This is a genomic window from Phyllobacterium sp. RCAM01083 (assembly GCF_055685835.1).
This window is the reverse complement of sequence record NZ_JBVFZN010000005.1, coordinates 3,130,943-3,145,474: the sequence shown is the minus strand read 5'-3', so window position 1 is coordinate 3,145,474 and position 14,532 is coordinate 3,130,943. Positions and strand designations below refer to the sequence as shown.

Genomic DNA, 14,532 nt, shown 5'->3' with positions numbered 1-14,532 from the left:
CCCCAGCCTGTTCTAGGACAGGTCGGAAAGCAATCCGGCGGCAACGGCGAGACGCGAGACCGTGAGATCCCCGCCCTCGACGATATTCGCCATACGCTGACGCACCTCATCGACCTGCGTGCCGCGTCCGGCCAGCCATTCCTTGGCCGGATCGGACTTCTTGCCATGCTCGCTGAGCGCCGCCACGGCAATGCCGCGCCGCGCCTGCGAAATCAGGTCGGATGCACGGGCCAGCGCGATACCGTCATAGTAGTCCGCGACGGAAACACCCCGGGCGGCTTCAACGATGCGGCCGATGCGGAACGCTTCGGAAATATCGAAATACGCCTTGGCAGCACTGGCAATGTCGGTACCGGCCTGTTGGGCGACGGCAGCGATATCCGGAATGATCGGCGCGATTTCCAGCCGGGCGAGCTGAGCCGCCAAGGCCGCCGGTGCGCCTTGTCCGGCGTAATAGGCCGTATCGTCGCGCAGCTGGCTGCTCATGGACGGCGGCAACAGCTTCTCCAGTTTGGGCTGGAGCGTGCTGCGGGCCGATTTGATTTCCTTGATTGCCGCCTCCAGGCCGATGCCGCCGGTCCGGTTGCGCAGAACCCACGCCGTTGTCCAGTTGAGCATCTGCGCCACCTTGGCATAGAACCCGTTCTGCACGTCGCCGGGCAGAGCATTGTCAAGCGCATCGATGTCGGCAAGCACCCCATCGACCTCGAAACCGTCACGCACGATCACATAGGCCCGGACGATATCCGGTGCCGACTGCCCCGTCAGATCGGCGAGACGGCTGACAAAGGTCGGGCCGCCGCGGTTGATGGCATCATTGGCAAGCTGCGTCGCGATGATTTCCCGGCGCAGACGATGCGTGCGGATTTCCTCGCCGTAGCCTTCCTTCATCTGCTTAGGGAAGTAATCGAGCAACCCTCGTTCCAGATAGGGATCATCCGGCAGGTTGCTGGCCAGCAGTTGATCGGACAGCACGATCTTGGCGTAGGCGAGCAGAACACCGAGTTCGGCGCGGCTGAGCGCTATGCCATCAGCCTGCCTTTCGGCCAATGCCTTGTCATCCGGCAGGGTTTCCACCTTGCGGTTCAACAGCTTCCGGGCTTCCAGTTCGCTCATGAACCGCGACTGATAGGCAAGATCGGTCAACCCGCGCCGCTGCGCCAGCGACAGTGCCAGCGTCTGCAGATAATTGTTGCGCAGGACGAGATGCCCTACTTCGTCCGTCATCGATTCGAGCAGCGTATCGCGCTTGTCGCGCTGCAGTTTTCCCGAACGCATGGCCTGCGCCAGGGCAATCTTGATGTTGACCTCGACGTCGGAGGTGTTCACGCCGGCCGAATTGTCGATGGCGTCGGAATTGCAGCGCCCACCGGCAAGACCGAACTCGATGCGCGCCTTTTGCGTCACGCCGAGATTGGCACCCTCGCCGATCACCTTGGCCCGCACATCAAGCCCGGTGATGCGGATGGCGTCATTGGCGCGGTCGCCCACTTCGGCGTCCGTCTCGAAGCTGGAGCGGATATAGGTGCCGATGCCGCCGAACCACAGGAGATCGACCGGTGCTTTCAGGATGGCCGTCATGATTTCGAACGGCGTTGCCGTGGTCTTGGCAAGGCCGATCACCTTGGCGGCTTCCTTCGACAGGGTAATCGACTTCTGCGAACGGGAGAACACGCCGCCGCCCGCCGAAATCTTCGACTTGTCATAGTCCTGCCAGCTCGAACGCGGCAGGTTGAACAGCCGCTGCCGCTCCTTCAGGCTGGCTTTGACGTCGGGCTCCGGATCAATGAAGATATCGCGGTGGTCAAACGCGGCAACGAGTTTCGTCTGCGGCGACAGCAGCATGCCATTGCCGAAGACGTCGCCGGACATGTCGCCGACGCCAACCGCCACAAACGGTACTTTCTGGATATCCGTGCCGATTTCGCGGAAATGCCGTTTCACGGCTTCCCAGGCACCGCGCGCGGTGATGCCCATCTTCTTGTGGTCGTAGCCGGCCGAACCACCCGACGCAAAGGCATCGTCCAGCCAGAAATCATGTGCCTGGCTGATGGCGTTGGCGGTGTCGGAGAACGTCGCCGTGCCCTTGTCGGCAGCCACGACGAAATAAGGATCGTCCCCGTCCAGCCGCAGGATATTTTCCGGCGGCACAACGGTTTCGCCATGCAGGTTGTCGGTCACCGACAACAGCGTCGCGATGAAGGTGATGTAGGCGGAACGCCCCGCTTCAAAGATCACGTTGCGGTCGCCGCCTGTCGGCAGGCGTTTCGGATAGAACCCGCCCTTGGCGCCAACCGGCACGATGACGGCATTCTTGACCTGCTGTGCCTTGACGAGGCCCAGCACTTCCGTGCGGTAGTCCTGTGCCCGGTCCGACCAGCGAAGCCCGCCGCGCGCGACCGGACCAAAGCGCAGGTGGACACCCTCGACTTCGGGACCATAGACAAAGATTTCGCGATAGGGCCGTGGCTCCGGCAGATCGTCCAGCGCGCGCGGGTCAAGCTTGAAGGCCAGCGTCACACGTTCGCTGCCATCCTCTTCCGGCGCAAAGGCATTGGTGCGCAATGTCGATTCGATCAGATTGAGGAAACGGCGCAGGATACGGTCATCATCAAGGCTCGGCACACCCTGCAATGCCTCTTCAATGGCAGCGCGAATCGTTGCCTGTTTGCGGTGCGATTGCGTTGCGGCACCCTTTTTCGGATTGAGCCGCTGCTCGAACAGATCGAACAATTGCTTGGCAATCGCCGGGTAGCGGTTGAGCGCAATGGCGATGTAATCCTGCGAATAGGGAATACCGGCCTGTTGCAGATAACGGCCATAGGCGCGCAGGATGATGATCTGGCGTGCCGTCAACTGCCCGGTCAATGCGAGCGCATTATAGCCGTCATTGTCGGAAGCGCCGCCCCATATGTTGCGGAACACATCTTCGAACAGGTCGCCATTGTCCCTGAGATCGATGGAGGACCCGGATGTGCTGACCAATTCCATGTCATGCACGAAAAGCGGGCTGCCATCGGCAGCAGGCAAGGCAAACGTCTGCTCGCTGATCACGCGGAAGCCCATGTTCTCGAGCAGCGGCACGCGCTGGGACAGGGCGACAGCCGAGCCGTAGTGATAGATTTTCAGCGACGCCGCATTGGCGCCATCGGTCCGGTGACGGTAGAAATCAACAAACAGCGGATTGGTCCGCGACAGTCCGGCAATCCGGCTGGCATCGATCAGCGCTTCATCCGGCGAAAAGTTTTCGCGGTAGGAATCGGGGAATACCGCGGCGAGCGACGAGAACTCCGCCAGGCCGCTGCGGTCGCCAACTTCGGCGACGGCGTCTTCCCAGGTGCGGACAATCGACCGGACGGTTTCTTCCAAAGCCTCGCGCTTGACCTTGGGGAAGTCATTCTCCGCATGGCCGATGATGAAGTGGACACGCGCCAGATTGCCTTCCGGAAATGCCGGATAATAGGCGGAAACATGTCCCTCATAGGTTGCCGCGAGATAGGAACCAACCTTTTCGCGTACGATGGAATCGTAACGTTCGCGCGGCACGTAGACGATGATGGAGGCAAACCGGCCGAAAGGATCGATGCGCGGCAGGACACGCACACGCGGGCGCTCGCCCAGGGCCAGAATGATCTCGGCATTGCGGGTCAGTGTCTTGACGTCGATCTGGAAAAGATCGTCGCGCGGATAGCTCTCGAGTACCTTGATGAGCTGCTTGCCCGAGTGATCCTCGCGGTTGAATCCGAGGCGGCTGATGACACTTTCCGTCTTCGAGCGCAGATAGGGGATCTTCAGCACGGAACGCGTATAGGCTCCGGAGGTGAATAGGCCGACGAAGCGCAATTCGCCGCTCACCTTGCCATCGGCGTCATAGGTCTTGACGCCGATATAGTCCATGTAGCCGCGGCGATGCACCAGCGACTTGGTGTTCGCCTTGGTGACGATCAGCGGCTCGGGACCCGTGAGGAACGCAATGATCTGCGGCGTGGTCGTCACGCCCTGGTTGCCGCGCTTGAGCACGCGCACATCGGGATCACGCAGAATACCAAGCCCGGGTTTGCCCGACCGCTCCAGTTCGCCCTGGCTGCCGTCGCCCTGATAATCATATTCACGCACACCGAGGAAGGTGAAATTGTTGTCGCGCAGCCATTCGAGGAATTCGACCGCCTCTTCGGCGGCGGCTTTCTTCATCGGCGTCTTGCCGGTCTTGTAGGCTTCGATCGCATCGCCGAGACGCGCAACCATGGCGGCGCGGTCATTCACCGCTTCGCGCACCTGCTTGAGCACGAGATTGAGCGCTTCGACCATGATTTCACGCACGGGTGCATCCAGCGCCGGCACGTGAATCTGCATCACGGAGACGCGGGCTTCATCCTTGCCCGGCTTATCGGGTCCTGCAGCACCGATAACCGCGCCGCTTTTCCGGTCCACGTCCATCACCGGATGCAACACCAGATAGACCGAGCTAACCCGTTCGCTGATCTCACCCAGAACCGAGTCGAGCAGGAAGGGCATGTTATCATTGATCAGGGTGACAACCGTAACCGGTCTGCCATCGCGGGAGACGGTACTGCCATCAGAAAGGTCGATCAGGGGCTTTCCCGATTTGAACCGGCTCAGTGCATCCTCGGCAAGCCTGGCAGACGTTCTCAGCGCCCCTGCATCGTAGTCAGCAAGGTCTTCTGCCGGCGCCCGCGCAAACAGCAGTTCTTCAAACAAACCGGGTGCTTGCTTCTTTTCTTTCGTGGCTTTTGCTGTTTTTGATTTCAGGGCGGCTTTCGCGCCCGATTTTGTTGTTGAAGCCATCAGATTCTCTCCCTGAACAGGCATTTTGGCTCATCATAGCCACTGAAATTGCATTTTCGACTGCAAACTGCACGTCGGAGGTAAAATTCGCATGACATTTGGACGGCTACAGTTCCACCAGATGGTCATCGAGCTCGTTGACGTTGTCGGGACCTGCCGGAAAGTGTGTTTCAAGCAATTGCCCCGCATGCCGAATGGCCTTGAGAAAGCCGGAGGCATGATCATCCAGCGCCGCATGGTTTGTCAGGATTGCGACAATGCCGTTCCATTCCTCCTGCGGCACACGCGCATTGATGCCCGCATCCGCCACGACTTCCGCATAATGCTCGGCCAGGGACACGAAGAGGAGAATGCCGGTGCGCTTTTCCGTCAGGTGAACATTGCGCGCCAGGAATTGCTGAACCGCGTTGAGGTGCGCGCGCTGATAGAGGATGCGCTTGGGCACGAACAGCATGCCAAGGCCCGGCACCAGCCGGATCAGCAGGATAGCGGTGAGAAACGCCGCGAGAATGGCCAGACCGAACAGCGGCAGTGAAATCGTGAACCAGTACCAGTGTGCCGCCAGTGCAACCACGACAGCTGCAATGAGGATGGCAACGGTGACCACGAAACCGGCGACGAAGAAATAGCTGTCGCTGCGGCGGGCGAGCACCGCGTAGATTTCGCCGCTGGTCCGGCTTTCCGCATCACGGATCGCCTCGGCAATGCGGGCGTGATCCTCGTCGCTCATCATTGACATGCTCTCTCCTACCAACTTCCCGAAGCGCCGCCGCCGCCCGACGAACCGCCGCCGCCGGAAGACCAACCGCCACCACCCGATGACCATCCTCCACCGGAACCGCCGCCCGAGGAGGATCGCGTATCGATGGTCATGCCAAGCCATTTGTAACGGCCGGGCCCGATCTTCTGGCCGAAAACCGAAGCCATGATCGCCATGCCGAAACCACCGAAGAAGATCAGCACCCAGATCGAGATGAAAATCACCCCGAACCAGTCGATGTTGGAGGATTCCTTCTGGATATTCCGCTTTGCCCGTGCCTGGAGTTCGGCTGAATCGCCGGAGAGCACGGTCAATATATCGTCGACCCCGCGCGCTACGCCTCCGGAATAGTCGCCCGAACGGAAGCCCGGAATAATGGCGTTCTCGATGATCAGCCTGGACAACAGATCCGTCAGCGTTCCTTCCAGCCCATAGCCGACCTCTATACGCACCTTTCGGTCACTGGGAGCGACGACCAGAAGGACGCCGTTGTTTTCCTGCTTCTGGCCAAGCGCCCAGGCGCGGTAAAGCCGGTTGGAATAGGGCTCGATCGCCTCTCCATCAAGGCTTGCAACCGTCACGACGACGACCTGGTCGGATGACTTCGCCTCGAATGCCGCCAGCTTCTGGGTGATGGCATCCCGCGTTGCCGCATCGATGACATTTGCGCCGTCGACCACGCGTCCCGTCAGGGCTGGCAGCGCAGCCGCGAAGGCACCGCCCAGCAACAGCCCAAGCAGAACCGGAATCAACAGCAGACCATGCGAAATCCGCATCAAGATAGGACGTCGCATCGTATTGAGCGCGCTTTGGCGCATGGTGCGCATTCTGAAAGCCTAGAATTTGACTTGAGGCGTCTGCTTGGCGGAATCGTCGATGGTGAAGGTTTGATAGGGCTGGCTGCCGGTGTACCAGATCCACGTCCAGATGATCGTCGGCATGGTCCTCAGCGAGGTGTTATAAACGCGCACCGCCTCGATATAATCGCGGCGGGCAACGGCTATGCGGTTTTCCGTGCCTTCCAGCTGTGATTGCAATGCCAGGAAGTTCTGGTTGGATTTGAGGTCGGGATAGTTCTCGACAACCGCCAGAAGCCGCGACAGGGCACCGGTGAGATTGGCCTGATTGTCCTGGAAGGCCTTGAAGGCATTGGGGTCCTTCAGCGTATCGGGCGTCACCTGCACCGACGTCGCCTTGGCGCGTGCCTCGACCACGGATGTCAGCACGTCCTTTTCCTGAGCCGCATAACCTTTGACGGTTTCGACCAGATTCGGGATCAGGTCCGCGCGGCGCTGATACTGGTTGAGCACCTCGCTCCATGCGGCCTTGGCCTGCTCTTCATTGGTCGGAATCGTATTGAAGCCGCATGCGGAAAGCAGCGGCATGAGGATGGCAAGCGCCAGAACCGAAAAAACATTGCGTGGCAAAAGGCCGGACGACGACGCCATTTTCTGCATAAAACCCTCTCCTCAACACTCATTTTCCCGACCGGTTGGCCGTTTTGGAACGAAGCAGGCTGAGCGTAGCCATTTTTTGCTGCAAAAGGAACTGGCAAAGCGGTATGCTGCCTTGCAACAGGGATCAAGCGGAATCGCCATGGCTGCCAATGACAAAGAACGTCAGACTGTAACAGAATCGGCGCGGATTCTGGAACGCGTCAACCACGAGTCCAATGCCGGCAGCGGAACCGTGATCGACCGCACTGTTGCCAGAACCAAGGGGCATTTCGCCGCGCAAGATGCCGATGCCAGCGATCCGATAGAAATCTGGGGGACACGCATCGGCCGGTTTCTGGGATTGCTTGTCTTGCTCGCCATGTTTATCTGGTTGATCAGTTCTGTTACCGGCAAAAGCTGAGTCTGCGCACTCATCCCGCTTTTCCGAACTCCTTTACGAGTATTCCCATGACCGGTTCTGTTGCTCCCTCCTCCAATGCTGTCATCGTCATTTCAAGCCACGTGGTGCGCGGTTCCGTTGGCAACCGTGCGGCGGTGTTTGCGCTTGAGACTCTCGGACATCCGGTCTGGGCGGTACCCACGGTCGTCTTGCCATGGCATCCCGGGCACGGGCCAGCCAAGCGCATTGTGCCGGAACCACAGCAGTTCGACGATCTGATCGCCGATCTGGAGCGCGCGCCGTGGCTGGGCGAAGTACGCGCCATCATGAGCGGGTATCTCGGCAATGCCGCGCAGGCGGCATCCGTCGCCCGCCTCGTCAAGAAGGTCAAAAGCCAGAACAAGGATGTGCTTTACCTCTGCGATCCTGTGATCGGCGACACGAAAGGCCTTTATGTTCCCGAAGCCACGGCCATCGGCATTCGCGATGAACTGATGCCTCTTGCCGATATCTCCACGCCCAACCGTTTCGAATTGGCCTGGCTCGCCGGAGCCGACCTTCCCGACAACAAGTCGATCATGCAGGCCGCGCTGCATGCTGGTCCAGGCACGATGCTGGTAACCTCGGCCCATCCGATGCTGGCTGGCGGTACCGGAAATCTTCTGGTCACCCATTCCTTCGCCATGCTGGCAGAGCACCGCCTTGTCACCGGCCCGACGAACGGGCTCGGCGACCTGACGTCGGCACTCTTCCTGGCACGCATGCTGGCTGGCCTCGACCACGAGCAGATTTTGCAGCGGACCACGGCGTCGGTCTTTGAGATCATGGCGCGTTCGGCCAAGCGCGGCGCCGACGAATTGATGCTGGAAGCGGATGCTTCCAGCCTGTCCAGCCCGATGGCGATGATCCAGATGCGCCGCCTTACGCACCCGAGCAAAGGCATCCGGGCCTGACCTGCGCCGTTTCGACACGGGGCGTGGTTCCGCAATTCCGGTGACATGCCGTGAAATGGCCCTATTCTGGGGTCTCGCATTTCAGCATTGCGTCTACCGACACAAGACCAATTGATCTTCCCTTCAATCGGGATTAATGCACCATCATGACCATGCTTCCTGAGAGACTGCTCACCGGTTATCGCACCTTCATGGCGCAGCGTTATGCCAATGAAACCCTGCGCTACCGCCAGTTGGCCGAACAAGGCCAGACCCCTGAAACGCTGGTAATCGCCTGCTGCGACTCCCGCGCCGCCCCCGAAATCATTTTCGACACCAGCCCCGGCGAGATTTTCGTCATCCGCAATGTCGCCAATCTGGTGCCGCCCTATGAGCCTGACGGCGAGTACCACGCAACGTCGGCCGCGCTGGAATTTGCCGTGCAAAGCCTCAAGGTGAAAAATATCGTCGTTCTGGGGCATGGCCGTTGCGGCGGCATCAAGGCGGCGCTCGATACGGAAAGCAAGCCGCTTTCGCCCGGTGACTTCATCGGCAAATGGATGAGCCTCGTGGCCCCCGCCGCCGAAGCGGTCGCCGCCAACGAGCTGATGACCCCGTTCGAACGCCAGACCGCGCTGGAGCGCATTTCCATCCGTTACTCCCTGCGGAACCTGCGCAGCTTTCCCTGTGTCGATATCCTGGAAAAGAAGGGACGCCTCACCCTGCATGGTGCCTGGTTCGATATCTCGACCGGCGAGCTTTGGGTGATGAACCCTGAAACCGGGGATTTCCTGCGCCCGGACCCTGAACTGGTCGACCTGCAGCCGGGACAGTAGCCCATGCGGAAACTGGTGATCGCCGTCGTGCTGCTTTTCAGCCTCGTGGTGCCTTCGCTTGCCGGGGATGCACCAGAGATTCTTGTCGAGCGCTGGTACAAGGCGCTTGCAACGGTTGACCGGGCCGAATTCGCCGGTCTGCTGACGGATGATGCAACAATTGTGCTGGAAGACCAGGAAGTCGAACTGAACAAAAGCGAATTCCTCGCTTCACTCACCGAATGGGAGAGTGCGGCAAAAGACACCAAGGTGAAGCATCGGCTTGAGGGGATGGAGAACGGCAGGATGACCATTCTCGTCTGCTACGAATTCCCCGAAAACACCACCTATACGCGCGAGATATTCAGCTTCCGCGATGGCAGGATCAGCGCCAGTGCCCAAGGCGCCATCGGTGAGACCTGTGAAGGCTTCTAAAAGCAAAAGGCCGGTGCGAACACACCGGCCTCTTGAACGTGATAGAGCGGAAGAAAGGCTTTATTTGCCGTCGATCTGCGCACCCATGATCGCGATCGCCTGCTGGTAAACCGTGGCGGCATTCCAACCCTGAATCGCCGCGAAATTCGGCTCGCCCTGCTGATAGCCGGCGCCCCGCTGCCAGCCATGACCAACCAGGAAATTTGCAGTGGATGCCAGCGCATCGGCCTTGGAGCGCACCATGTCGATGTGACCGCTGCTATCACCATCGACACCGTACTTCAGCACGTTGGCGGGCATGAACTGGGTCTGGCCGATTTCGCCGTGCAAAGCACCGCGCGCATCGGGTGCCAGATCACCATGATCGATCAGCTTCAAAGCCGCATAAAGCTGCTGGCGGAAGTAGTCGCTGCGGCGGCAGTCATAGGCAAGCGTCGATACGGCGGACAGGGTGTGCTGGTCACCCATATAGGCGCCAAAGCCCGTTTCCATGCCCCAGATGGCAATGATCGGGCCGGCTGGCACGCCATAACGCTTTTCGATGCTGGCAAAGAGCGCCGCATTCTGCGCCTTCTGCTTCTTGCCGCGCGACACGATCGTCTGACCGCCGCGAACCTGCAGGAACTTTTCGAGCGAGTACTTGAAGCTCTTCTGATTGCGATCCAGCGCGATCGTCTTCGTGGAATAGGTCACGTTGTTGAGCGCGTTGAGGCCTTTGCTGCCGATCCCTTGCGACTGGGCTTCCTGCTTGAACTGCTGAACCCATGCCGGAAATCCGGCGGAGTTGTTGCCGCACTGAGCGGCGGCCTGCGCCGCACCCGCAGTCAGAAAAACCGCTGCGGCGACTCCTGCAAAAAACCTGGCTTTGGCAACAAATGCCATGGAAATCTCCTTAAAAGTTGAATCTTCTTTGAACCTATCTGCCATTTTTCTGATCCGCTGTCATCTGGCAGAATCCGGCGACAATTGGCGAAACCGCGCCAATTCCGTTTATTTTGACCCGGTTTCGGGCTTTTGGCGCTACTTGAAGGCATTTTGAAGACCGTAAGCAAGTCCGGAAACGCCAGACTCGTCACAACCTAGAATTGCTACATACAACCTGATTCGGCGGCCGGCTTTAGACGTATTGATAAGCAGCATCGCTCCGCTTTCATTGTAAAATGGCTGCAATTTTCCGGCCCAGCCATTCGCATTTTTGTATATACATTAATTATTGAGAGGAACATCCATTCGCGTTATTTCGCTGCGCAGAGCGTCCCGGAAGGAGGCAAATGATTATGCCCAATGAGAAACAGGATACATCAGGCACTCACATTGCTTTCGATCCGAAAACTGGATTGGTAACAATGACGTTTCACATCGGACTTATAAGCCGAAGACCCGTGAAGAAGCCATCGCAGCGGCAAAAGCCCGGAATTAGGTAGCAAAACCACCAGATTTGAAATCCTGCATGCAGTAGCCTTGATCGAGAAGATCAGGAGATATTTCTTCGTGAGAAAGCACACGACACCAGTGAAGGACGCTCGATCCAGGTAACCGAGTTATTGATTTGATTGACAGCATCGCAGACATAAATTGAGCGTTCGGTTCACAGAATCCGTACGTCGCATCTACGAGGCGAGGTCGCAATTCAAAGCGCTCGGCCGTGCTATTTTTGCCTACTCTTCATGTCGCCGAACACCTTCTTGATGTCAGCCATTTGTTCATCCGCCAATTTGTCGACTCCCTCGGAGATGAATCTGGTAATATCCAGATTGAGCTTTTCCGTGAATATGACACCGGATTCCTTGAAGGCATCTTGGCCACAATCGGCGTTGAGGGCTGCCACCGAACTGTAGGCAGGGCCGATAGATTCAACATAAGAAGCAGTGGCAACGGTGACATCAGCCTGTCTGCTTGCCAAATCGATGTTCATCTTTCCGATCCTGCTGGAATAACGTGCCGATGCCATGAGTTGGGTTGCCCTATCCAAGGAAAACTTCGCCCGTTTATATTCCTTGATCGCGCTCTCGAGCCTCTTGATGAGGTCGCTGCAGACAGGCGCAGCCGTCAGCGCGCTCGGATCAGTGTTTTGAGCCAGCGCACTCGACAACGTTGAAACAAGCGCCATCGTCAAAACGACGGCAGGGCTCAGTTTCCTCATTCAACCTTTCCTTAGCTGCGCAAGCAATCCATATGATAGCATCATTCATCCGGAACCCAAGATGGGTGATGACAGGCAAGCTTTACGCCTGTCCACTTGTTCATTGGAGAGATGTTCGACGGAGGAAGAACTGTTCGCTACAGGTAGGCACGGAAGAACTCGAACTCGGCTAGAGTAACCAAAGTTTTTCTTAATACCGATTTTCTCGAAGCTGGAAGATCGACTGCAAGGATGTCGAACGCGGGCATCGGTCTACCAACTCAGAACGTTCGGAACGGCCCGCAAGGAACTAAAAGCTTTGGTTTTGAACCCTTGAGAAGAGACTCAGGAGTTAATAACGAACGGACTATTCCTAGCTATATCAGGCGGTTAATAGGCCATTGGTGGTCCTTGCTACCTAATTCAGCAAAAGCCTGTGCCGAGTCTATTACTCCCGAAGAAGATGCCGCACTGACCAAGGCTGCGCTGGAGGATCCGGACACGGTGCTCATTACCGAATTGAGCAGGCGCAAGCCCGGCAGGCCGGTCGCGGATATCACCAAGACGCCGGTTTCCATCCGTCTCAGCCCCGATGTGCTCGATTATTTCCGTTCCGGCGGTCTCGGGTGGCAGAGCCGCATCGACGAGGCCTTGCGCGAAGCGGCAGGATTGAAAAAGCGCGCCTAATGCCCTTGTCTTGACTTTGAGCCGCATTTCCTGTTTAAGCCGCCCATCAATCCGCGACGAGTTCCAAACTCCGAGCAGCCGACCGGGACCCCGCAAGGGTTCGACGATCCCGGAGGTGAACACCCGACAGCGCGATGCGCCCTCGGGTGCAATTTTGCTTTGAGCCGCATTTTAACTATGGGCTTTGGCGCGGAGGATGCTTACCTCTCGGGGAAACGGTTCCCGGAAGGATAAAGGAAAACGGATGTTTGAGAGCTTACAGGAACGACTAGGTTCGATTTTGAATGGTCTGACCGGCCGTGGCGCGTTGTCGGATGCCGACGTCGCGGCGGCTTTGCGCGAAGTGCGCCGGGCCCTCATCGAAGCTGACGTTGCCCTCGATGTTGTCCGCTCGTTCACGGACAAGGTTCGCGCCAAGGCGGTTGGTGCCGAAGTCCTGAAAAGTATCAAGCCGGGCCAGATGGTCGTCAAGATCGTCCATGACGAACTCGTCGACATGCTCGGCGCCGAAGGCGTCACCATCGATCTGAATGCCCCGGCGCCCGTCGTCATCATGATGGTCGGCCTGCAGGGCTCCGGTAAAACCACAACCACCGGCAAGATCGGCAAGCGCCTGACCGAACGGTCGAAGAAGAAGGTGCTGATGGCGTCGCTCGACACGCGCCGTCCGGCCGCCCAGGAACAGCTACGCCAGCTCGGCGTGCAGACCGGCGTCGACACGCTGCCGATCATCGCCGGCCAGACACCGGTCGAGATCGCCGCGCGCGCCGTGCAGGCTGCCAAGCTCGGCGGCCATGACGTTGTCATTCTCGATACCGCCGGCCGCACGCATATTGACGAGCCGCTGATGGTCGAAATGGCCGACATCAGGAAAAAGGCCAATCCGCACGAAATCCTGCTCGTCGCCGATGCGCTGACCGGTCAGGACGCCGTCAACCTCGCCCGCTCTTTCGACGAACGTGTCGGCATCACCGGTCTCGTCCTGACACGCATGGACGGTGACGGCCGTGGCGGTGCCGCGCTTTCGATGCGCGCCGTCACCGGCAAGCCGATCAAGCTGATCGCCACCGGCGAAAAGATGGATGCGCTGGAGGAATTCTATCCCCGCCGTATCGCTGACCGCATTCTCGGCATGGGCGACATCGTTTCGCTGGTCGAGAAGGCAGCCGAAAACATCGACGCGGAAAAAGCCGCGGCGATGGCCAAGAAGATGCAGTCCGGCAAGTTCGATCTTAACGATCTGGCAGATCAGATCGGCCAGATGCAGAAGCTTGGCGGCATGGGCGGCATCATGGGCATGATGCCCGGCATGGGCAAGATGAAGGATCAGATGGCCGCTGCCGGCCTCGATGATTCCATCTTCAAGCGCCAGCTGGCGATCATTTCCTCGATGACCGCAGCCGAGCGCACCAATCCGGATTTGCTCAAACATTCGCGCAAGCAGCGCATCGCCAAGGGCTCCGGCACCAATGCCGCCGACATCAACAAGCTTCTCAAAATGCACCGCCAGATGGCGGATATGATGAAGGCGATGGGCGGCAAGGGCAAAGGCGGCATCATGAAGCAGATGATGGGCGGTCTTGGTGCCAAGATGGGTCTCGGCGGCATGGGTGGTATGGGCGGCATGCCTGACCTCTCGAAGATGGACCCGAAACAGCTTGAGGCCTTGCAGAAGCAGGCGGAAGCCGCAGGCTTCGGCAAGGGTGGTGGTCTTCCCGGTCTTCCGGGCGGCCTCGGTGGTGGTTTGGGCGGCGGCCTCCCGCGCTTGCCCGGCCTTGGTGGCGGGCTTCCCGGCCTGCCGAAGAAGAAGGGATAATCATGACGTCTTCCTCTCTGCCAAAAGAATTGCTCGAACTGCGTGCCTCCATCGACAATATCGATGCGGCGCTGATCCACATGCTGGCGGAACGTTTCCGCTGCACCAAAGCCGTGGGTGTGCTGAAGGCCAAAAACGGCCTCGCAGCCGCTGATCCCGCGCGCGAAAAACAACAGGTCGAACGTCTGCGCGCCCTCGCCCAGTCGGCCGACCTCGACCCGGATTTTGCCGAGAAGTTTCTCAACTTCATCGTCAAGGAAGTGATCAGACATCACGAAACAACTGCGGCCAAAGAAAACGCCGCGAACTAACCAACAGGAGAA

General features: G+C 58.8%; 13 protein-coding genes. 7 read left to right on the top strand and 6 right to left on the bottom strand.

All coding sequences use genetic code 11. The annotated features are described in order from the left end of the window. Positions 1 to 12: 12 nt before the first annotated feature. The 4 genes from ACZ25R_RS22275 to ACZ25R_RS22260 all read right to left on the bottom strand — a co-directional run bounded on the left by ACZ25R_RS22275 (position 13) and on the right by ACZ25R_RS22260 (position 7,023). Positions 13 to 4,806 carry an NAD-glutamate dehydrogenase gene (locus ACZ25R_RS22275; RefSeq protein WP_472462249.1) on the bottom strand — a complete coding sequence of 1,598 codons (4,794 nt, stop codon included), beginning with the start codon at positions 4,804 to 4,806 and terminating at the stop codon, positions 13 to 15. Between the two features lie 106 nt (positions 4,807 to 4,912). Further along, positions 4,913 to 5,545, bottom strand: coding sequence for a TPM domain-containing protein (locus ACZ25R_RS22270; protein ID WP_223613826.1), 633 nt, complete (start codon positions 5,543 to 5,545; stop codon positions 4,913 to 4,915). Between the two features lie 8 nt (positions 5,546 to 5,553). Further along, entirely contained in the window at positions 5,554 to 6,342 is a 789-nt protein-coding gene (locus ACZ25R_RS22265) for a TPM domain-containing protein (protein WP_472462540.1), read from the bottom strand. A gap of 60 nt (positions 6,343 to 6,402) precedes the next feature. Continuing rightward, positions 6,403 to 7,023, bottom strand: a complete 621-nt coding sequence (locus ACZ25R_RS22260) for a LemA family protein (RefSeq protein WP_464661781.1) — start codon at positions 7,021 to 7,023, stop codon at positions 6,403 to 6,405. Positions 7,024 to 7,162: 139 nt separating this feature from the next. On the opposite strand from ACZ25R_RS22260, the gene ACZ25R_RS22255 reads away from it, so the two are divergent. The 4 genes from ACZ25R_RS22255 to ACZ25R_RS22240 all read left to right on the top strand — a co-directional run bounded on the left by ACZ25R_RS22255 (position 7,163) and on the right by ACZ25R_RS22240 (position 9,584). After that, a complete protein-coding gene (locus tag ACZ25R_RS22255) occupies positions 7,163 to 7,423 on the top strand; it encodes a hypothetical protein (RefSeq protein ID WP_472462248.1) in 261 nt (86 codons plus the stop codon). Between the two features lie 47 nt (positions 7,424 to 7,470). Further along, positions 7,471 to 8,355 (top strand): pyridoxal kinase PdxY, encoded by an 885-nt coding sequence (gene pdxY / locus ACZ25R_RS22250; RefSeq protein ID WP_472462247.1) that lies wholly within the window; start codon positions 7,471 to 7,473, stop codon positions 8,353 to 8,355. A gap of 146 nt (positions 8,356 to 8,501) precedes the next feature. Beyond that, positions 8,502 to 9,170, top strand: coding sequence for a carbonic anhydrase (locus tag ACZ25R_RS22245; RefSeq protein WP_223613829.1), 669 nt, complete (start codon positions 8,502 to 8,504; stop codon positions 9,168 to 9,170). Positions 9,171 to 9,173: 3 nt separating this feature from the next. Then, positions 9,174 to 9,584 (top strand): Cif family virulence factor, encoded by a 411-nt coding sequence (locus ACZ25R_RS22240; RefSeq protein ID WP_472462246.1) that lies wholly within the window; start codon positions 9,174 to 9,176, stop codon positions 9,582 to 9,584. 60 nt (positions 9,585 to 9,644) lie between these two features. Here ACZ25R_RS22240 and ACZ25R_RS22235 read toward each other — a convergent pair whose 3' ends face one another. Both ACZ25R_RS22235 and ACZ25R_RS22230 read right to left on the bottom strand, forming a co-directional pair. Next, the gene (locus ACZ25R_RS22235) at positions 9,645 to 10,466 is read right to left on the bottom strand and encodes a lytic murein transglycosylase (RefSeq protein WP_346305172.1); all 822 of its coding nucleotides are present in this window, start codon (positions 10,464 to 10,466) and stop codon (positions 9,645 to 9,647) included. Positions 10,467 to 11,232: 766 nt separating this feature from the next. Next, positions 11,233 to 11,727 carry a hypothetical protein gene (locus ACZ25R_RS22230; protein ID WP_472462245.1) on the bottom strand — a complete coding sequence of 165 codons (495 nt, stop codon included), beginning with the start codon at positions 11,725 to 11,727 and terminating at the stop codon, positions 11,233 to 11,235. Positions 11,728 to 12,117: 390 nt separating this feature from the next. Between ACZ25R_RS22230 and ACZ25R_RS22225 the strand changes: the two genes are divergently transcribed. The 3 genes from ACZ25R_RS22225 (at position 12,118) to ACZ25R_RS22215 (ending at position 14,520) form a co-directional block, all read left to right on the top strand. Then, positions 12,118 to 12,393: a BrnA antitoxin family protein gene (locus ACZ25R_RS22225; RefSeq protein ID WP_472462244.1), complete on the top strand. Its 276-nt coding sequence runs from the start codon at positions 12,118 to 12,120 to the stop codon at positions 12,391 to 12,393. A 244-nt stretch (positions 12,394 to 12,637) separates the two neighbouring features. Beyond that, entirely contained in the window at positions 12,638 to 14,209 is a 1,572-nt protein-coding gene (gene ffh, locus ACZ25R_RS22220) for a signal recognition particle protein (protein ID WP_346305174.1), read from the top strand. Positions 14,210 to 14,211: 2 nt separating this feature from the next. Beyond that, complete coding sequence (locus ACZ25R_RS22215) at positions 14,212 to 14,520, top strand: chorismate mutase (protein WP_223613835.1); 309 nt, start codon at positions 14,212 to 14,214, stop codon at positions 14,518 to 14,520. The last annotated feature ends 12 nt before the right edge of the window (positions 14,521 to 14,532 follow it).

Coding starts and splice junctions, on each gene's coding strand:
- ACZ25R_RS22260 (WP_464661781.1), bottom strand. CDS start 7,023: ATGCAGAAAATGGCGTCGTCGTCCGGCCTTTTGCCACGCAATGTTTTT.
- ACZ25R_RS22235 (WP_346305172.1), bottom strand. CDS start 10,466: ATGGCATTTGTTGCCAAAGCCAGGTTTTTTGCAGGAGTCGCCGCAGCG.
- ACZ25R_RS22255 (WP_472462248.1), top strand. CDS start 7,163: ATGGCTGCCAATGACAAAGAACGTCAGACTGTAACAGAATCGGCGCGG.
- ACZ25R_RS22245 (WP_223613829.1), top strand. CDS start 8,502: ATGACCATGCTTCCTGAGAGACTGCTCACCGGTTATCGCACCTTCATG.
- ACZ25R_RS22275 (WP_472462249.1), bottom strand. CDS start 4,806: ATGGCTTCAACAACAAAATCGGGCGCGAAAGCCGCCCTGAAATCAAAA.
- ACZ25R_RS22265 (WP_472462540.1), bottom strand. CDS start 6,342: ATGCGGATTTCGCATGGTCTGCTGTTGATTCCGGTTCTGCTTGGGCTG.
- ACZ25R_RS22215 (WP_223613835.1), top strand. CDS start 14,212: ATGACGTCTTCCTCTCTGCCAAAAGAATTGCTCGAACTGCGTGCCTCC.
- ACZ25R_RS22270 (WP_223613826.1), bottom strand. CDS start 5,545: ATGTCAATGATGAGCGACGAGGATCACGCCCGCATTGCCGAGGCGATC.
- ACZ25R_RS22240 (WP_472462246.1), top strand. CDS start 9,174: ATGCGGAAACTGGTGATCGCCGTCGTGCTGCTTTTCAGCCTCGTGGTG.
- ACZ25R_RS22230 (WP_472462245.1), bottom strand. CDS start 11,727: ATGAGGAAACTGAGCCCTGCCGTCGTTTTGACGATGGCGCTTGTTTCA.
- ffh (WP_346305174.1), top strand. CDS start 12,638: ATGTTTGAGAGCTTACAGGAACGACTAGGTTCGATTTTGAATGGTCTG.
- pdxY (WP_472462247.1), top strand. CDS start 7,471: ATGACCGGTTCTGTTGCTCCCTCCTCCAATGCTGTCATCGTCATTTCA.